Consider the following 3,882-nt stretch of genomic DNA (forward strand, 5'->3'; position numbering starts at 1 on the left):
AAGAAAAGTCTGCAAGCCTGATCCAGGAAATCGTTAAACCTCCCGTGAGAAGTAAAATGGCAATCACAGCCAAGATCCACATATACCAAGGAGTGTATATTTTAGATATTAACCACCCAGTGGCCGTGTAAGCAAGCACTAGTAATGCTAGGGAAAAGAAAGGCGGTCTTTTCGAGATTGACATTGGTTGTTCCCAACATAAGAATAAGCTATAATTTCACAACTATCTAAAGCATATACGTACTGCTTTGTCGCAAAGCATGAATCGCGACACTATAAGCCGTGAGAAGAAGGTCAATTTAGTTGAGAGATAATGGCTTGAATAGCTTAAACTATAAATCTATTATCATATTTTTTCTACCTTCTATCAAGAGGCTGTTATCCTTTCCATAAGGAAAGCAAGGTCAGTTTGCCAAAAATTCCCGGACAAAGTATTAAATATTTTCTTAAACATTTGTAAACTATTACCAGCTAAGTAGCTGCGTATCATGTCTTGTTAAGGGATTATCATGAGACAACTTGTTATCGCTCAGCGTGTATGCCTGACTGGTCATATCTTGGCAAAGGCTTTTGGACTAATAGGCATTCTATTGGTCATACCTAATGCCGAAATCATTTTGAACTCAGGAGAGGTTGGACAACAAGCCATGCAGTTGAGTATGGCTGATGGTGGTGTGGTAGATATTGTTTTGGGGACAATGGCCGTCTCTATTTATGCATATCGAATATTGGGATGGCGCACTTGGCTGGCGTTTATGGTACCAGCTGTATTGATATCGGTGGGCAGTGAATTACTGGGAACTAGCACTGGATTTCCCTTCGGATACTACAGTTACTTGAGTGGCTTAGGATATAAGATTGCGGGACTTGTACCATTTACAATTCCCTTATCCTGGTTTTATGTGGGTTTGTCTGCTTACCTCATTGCTCGTAGTGGTCTAAGGGTAGCTCAAAATCCCAGTTTAGTGCGCCAAGTGGGTGCTGTAGCGCTGGGTGCTTTGCTCTTTACCTGCTGGGACTTTGCATTGGAACCAGCCATGAGTCAAACATCTCTCCCCTTTTGGTTTTGGGAGAATTCAGGTGAATTTTTTGGAACACCGTATCAAAATTATGCGGGTTGGTTTGCCACTAGCGCCCTGTTTATTAGTGTGGCAGCATTGCTGTGGAAAAACACACCGATAAAATTGGAGCGATCGCAACTCAATGTGCCCTTAGTCGTTTATCTCAGCAATTTTGCCTTCGCCGCCGGACTGAGTTTAGCTGCTGGATTTGCTATCCCAGTTTCATTAGGCTTTGTCCTGGGCGTAGTTCCTGCTGTAGTACTTTGGTGGAGTTCAAAAGCTGCATCTGCTCATGTTGCTGTTGCACCAACAACCACTGAAGTGACGACTGTAGCAAACGTCAAAGTTGCTGTTAAGTAAAGCTTTGATTTCCATTGCCAGGTATTTTGCTGTGCTAGACGTGTTGACGATCGCAAGTGCTCTTTGTTTCTTTTTACTGCTCATCCAACTAAGCGCAACAGCAATTTTGCTGTCGCGCCTCTTAAAAGGACCTAGCCGCCATCCTCCCATTACACCCCAAGATCCTACACCAGAACTTTTGGGGTGTGTGAGTGTTGTCATTCCTACCTTAAATGAAGCTCTTCGTATTGCTCCCTTGCTAGACGGGATCTCTCACCAAAGCTATGAAGTCCGAGAAATGATCATTGTAGATAGCAAGTCTAGTGATGGCACACCTGAGTTAGTAAAAACCGCACAGCAGAAAGATCCTCGCTTTCGCCTGATGACGGATGATCCCTTACCAACTGGTTGGGTGGGGCGTCCTTGGGCATTGCATTACGGCTTTTTGCATACCTCAGAGGCGAGTGAGTGGTTTCTGGGTATGGATGCTGATACACAACCATCACCTGGTTTGGTTGCGGGTTTGGTGAAGACAGCAGAAACTCAAGGCTATGACTTGGTTTCTCTCTCACCCCAGTTCATTCTCAAATATCCAGGAGAGTGCTGGCTACAACCAGCTTTGTTGATGACTCTGCTTTACCGATTTAATCCTGCTGGTGTGAATGCGGAACAGTCAGAACGAGTGATGGCGAATGGACAATGCTATTTGTGCCGTCGCTCTGTTTTAGCAGCTGTGGGTGGATATACGAGTGCGAATGGTTCTTTTTGTGATGATGTGACTTTAGCACGGAACATCGCTGCCTCTGGGTATAAAGTTGGCTTTTTAGATGGGGCAAAAGTACTCAAGGTACGGATGTATGAGGGAGCAATGGAAACTTGGCAACAATGGGGGCGAAGCCTTGACTTGAAAGACGCTTCCTCCCGCGCTCAACTTTGGGGAGATTTATGGCTCCTCACAGCAGTTCAAGGTTTACCCCTTCTAGTCGTCTTCAGCTACCTCTTTTTTTCTCCCCCTTCCCTTGTCTGGTTGTCTCCCTCTCCCTCCCTGCTTCTAGTGGGACTCAATGTATTTCTAGTGGTGATTCGCTTTGCTATGCTTTTTGCGATCGCACCTTCCTACGATCGCAATCAAGCAAAAGGTGGTTGGTTGTTCTGGCTTTCGCCTTTGGCTGATCCAATCGCGGTGCTGCGGATTTTTCTATCTGCATTTCGTACCCCGATAGAGTGGCGAGGGCGCAAGTACAGTACCCAGTGATGAGTCCTGAGTCCTCATTGGTTAAGACTCAGTTTCACTCTCTACCTTATCGCCCCGTTCCAATTCCCAGAGAATTTGATTACCTTCACGCCGCACCCGCGAGACAAGCCAGTTTCGCCAGCGCCACTCGTCTCCACGACTGGTAACAGCGCTGGCGTGAACATCCATCAAGTCTGCTAGTTCAGAACTTGTGATCAGGTAACCTTTTTCGGCAATTTCGTCCGCAATGCGGAGAGTTTCCACCAAGTTGCGGAGTTGTGTTACCCTGATTTCTCGGGGTAATTCCTCATTTGCTGAACTAGGAGAGTGGGTTTGTGGTTCCATATTGGTTATATCTGTTGCAAGAGTAATGATTTCTTGTTTCTTTGTGTTAATTATTGTAGAATTTGTTTCCGAATCAGATACTCTTGATACACTTAGACCGTTCTTTTGTTCCAAGAGAAAGTCTTGTTGTTGCAGGGACAAGGTTTTGCCATTGGCAAAGGCGCGGGCGATCGCATCACAGCGTTCGTTACCAATGTTACCTGCATGACCCCGCACATGCTCCCACCTGACCCGTGGACTATTAAGATCGTCTAAGATTTCCAAGAGGTCTTGGTTCAGCACAGGATTTCCATCTGACTTTTTCCAGCCTTTCCTTTTCCAGCTTTTCACCCATTTTGTCACGCAGTTTATGAGATATTCGCTGTCGGTGTGGAGGGTGATGGCTTCGTTTTGTCCTGAGTCTTTTAAAAATTGGAGGGCGGCGATCGCAGCTTGCATCTCCATTTTATTGTTTGTCGTTCGGGCAGATGCACCCCCCATTTCGTGAATAGAACCATCACTGAAATAGACAACAACACCCCAACCGCCAGGACCAGGGTTGCCTGTGCAAGCACCATCAGTGTATATACTTTTGATTGTGGAAACTAAAGACATAGTTAAGAATAGAAAAGCGGCAAAAAGCTAACGATGCAAAGATATCAGTTGCGAAAAATCACAGAAAGTATTAAGGTTAGCACAAAAACAGTTCCGCAAATATCGCATCTCATTTCTATCAGCCCTTTTTCCTAACCAACTGCGTATTCTTTAAACTGCCGCAGAAATGCTGAATCAAACCAATTACAATAGACTTCGTGGCAGTTGTAGGGAACTCTTAACGCTTAACAGGGAACGCTTAACAGGGAATAGGGAATTCTGAACGCTTAACTCTTAACAGAACCTCGTAAAATCTCACTTTTGCAAGAG

Annotated in this window: 3 protein-coding genes and 1 pseudogene; 2 read left to right on the forward strand and 2 right to left on the reverse strand. The window is 45.1% G+C overall.

Annotated elements, in window-relative coordinates; genetic code table 11:
• Positions 1-184, reverse strand: a pseudogene (locus tag DP116_RS29805) (hypothetical protein); the annotation flags it as partial.
• A 325-nt stretch (positions 185-509) separates the two neighbouring features.
• Here DP116_RS29805 and cruF point away from each other — a divergent pair.
• Entirely contained in the window at positions 510-1,421 is a 912-nt protein-coding gene (gene cruF / locus DP116_RS26750) for a gamma-carotene 1'-hydroxylase CruF (protein ID WP_169158025.1), read from the forward strand.
• Positions 1,422-1,452: 31 nt separating this feature from the next.
• Positions 1,453-2,655 carry a 2'-O-glycosyltransferase CruG gene (gene cruG, locus DP116_RS26755; RefSeq protein WP_169158026.1) on the forward strand — a complete coding sequence of 401 codons (1,203 nt, stop codon included), beginning with the start codon at positions 1,453-1,455 and terminating at the stop codon, positions 2,653-2,655.
• Between the two features lie 21 nt (positions 2,656-2,676).
• Here the strand turns inward: cruG and rnhA are convergent, their stop codons facing one another.
• On the reverse strand, positions 2,677-3,573 hold the full coding sequence (gene rnhA / locus DP116_RS26760) for a ribonuclease HI (RefSeq protein WP_169158027.1): 897 nt from the start codon (positions 3,571-3,573) through the stop codon (positions 2,677-2,679).
• Between the last annotated feature and the right edge of the window lie 309 nt (positions 3,574-3,882).

This window comes from Brasilonema bromeliae SPC951, assembly GCF_012912135.1.
Taxonomy (GTDB): domain Bacteria; phylum Cyanobacteriota; class Cyanobacteriia; order Cyanobacteriales; family Nostocaceae; genus Brasilonema; species Brasilonema bromeliae.

What these genes read in the sequence shown, in the direction of transcription:
- rnhA (WP_169158027.1), bottom strand. Translation starts at nt 3,573, where the DNA reads ATGTCTTTAGTTTCCACAATCAAAAGTATATACACTGATGGTGCTTGC.
- cruF (WP_169158025.1), top strand. Translation starts at nt 510, where the DNA reads ATGAGACAACTTGTTATCGCTCAGCGTGTATGCCTGACTGGTCATATC.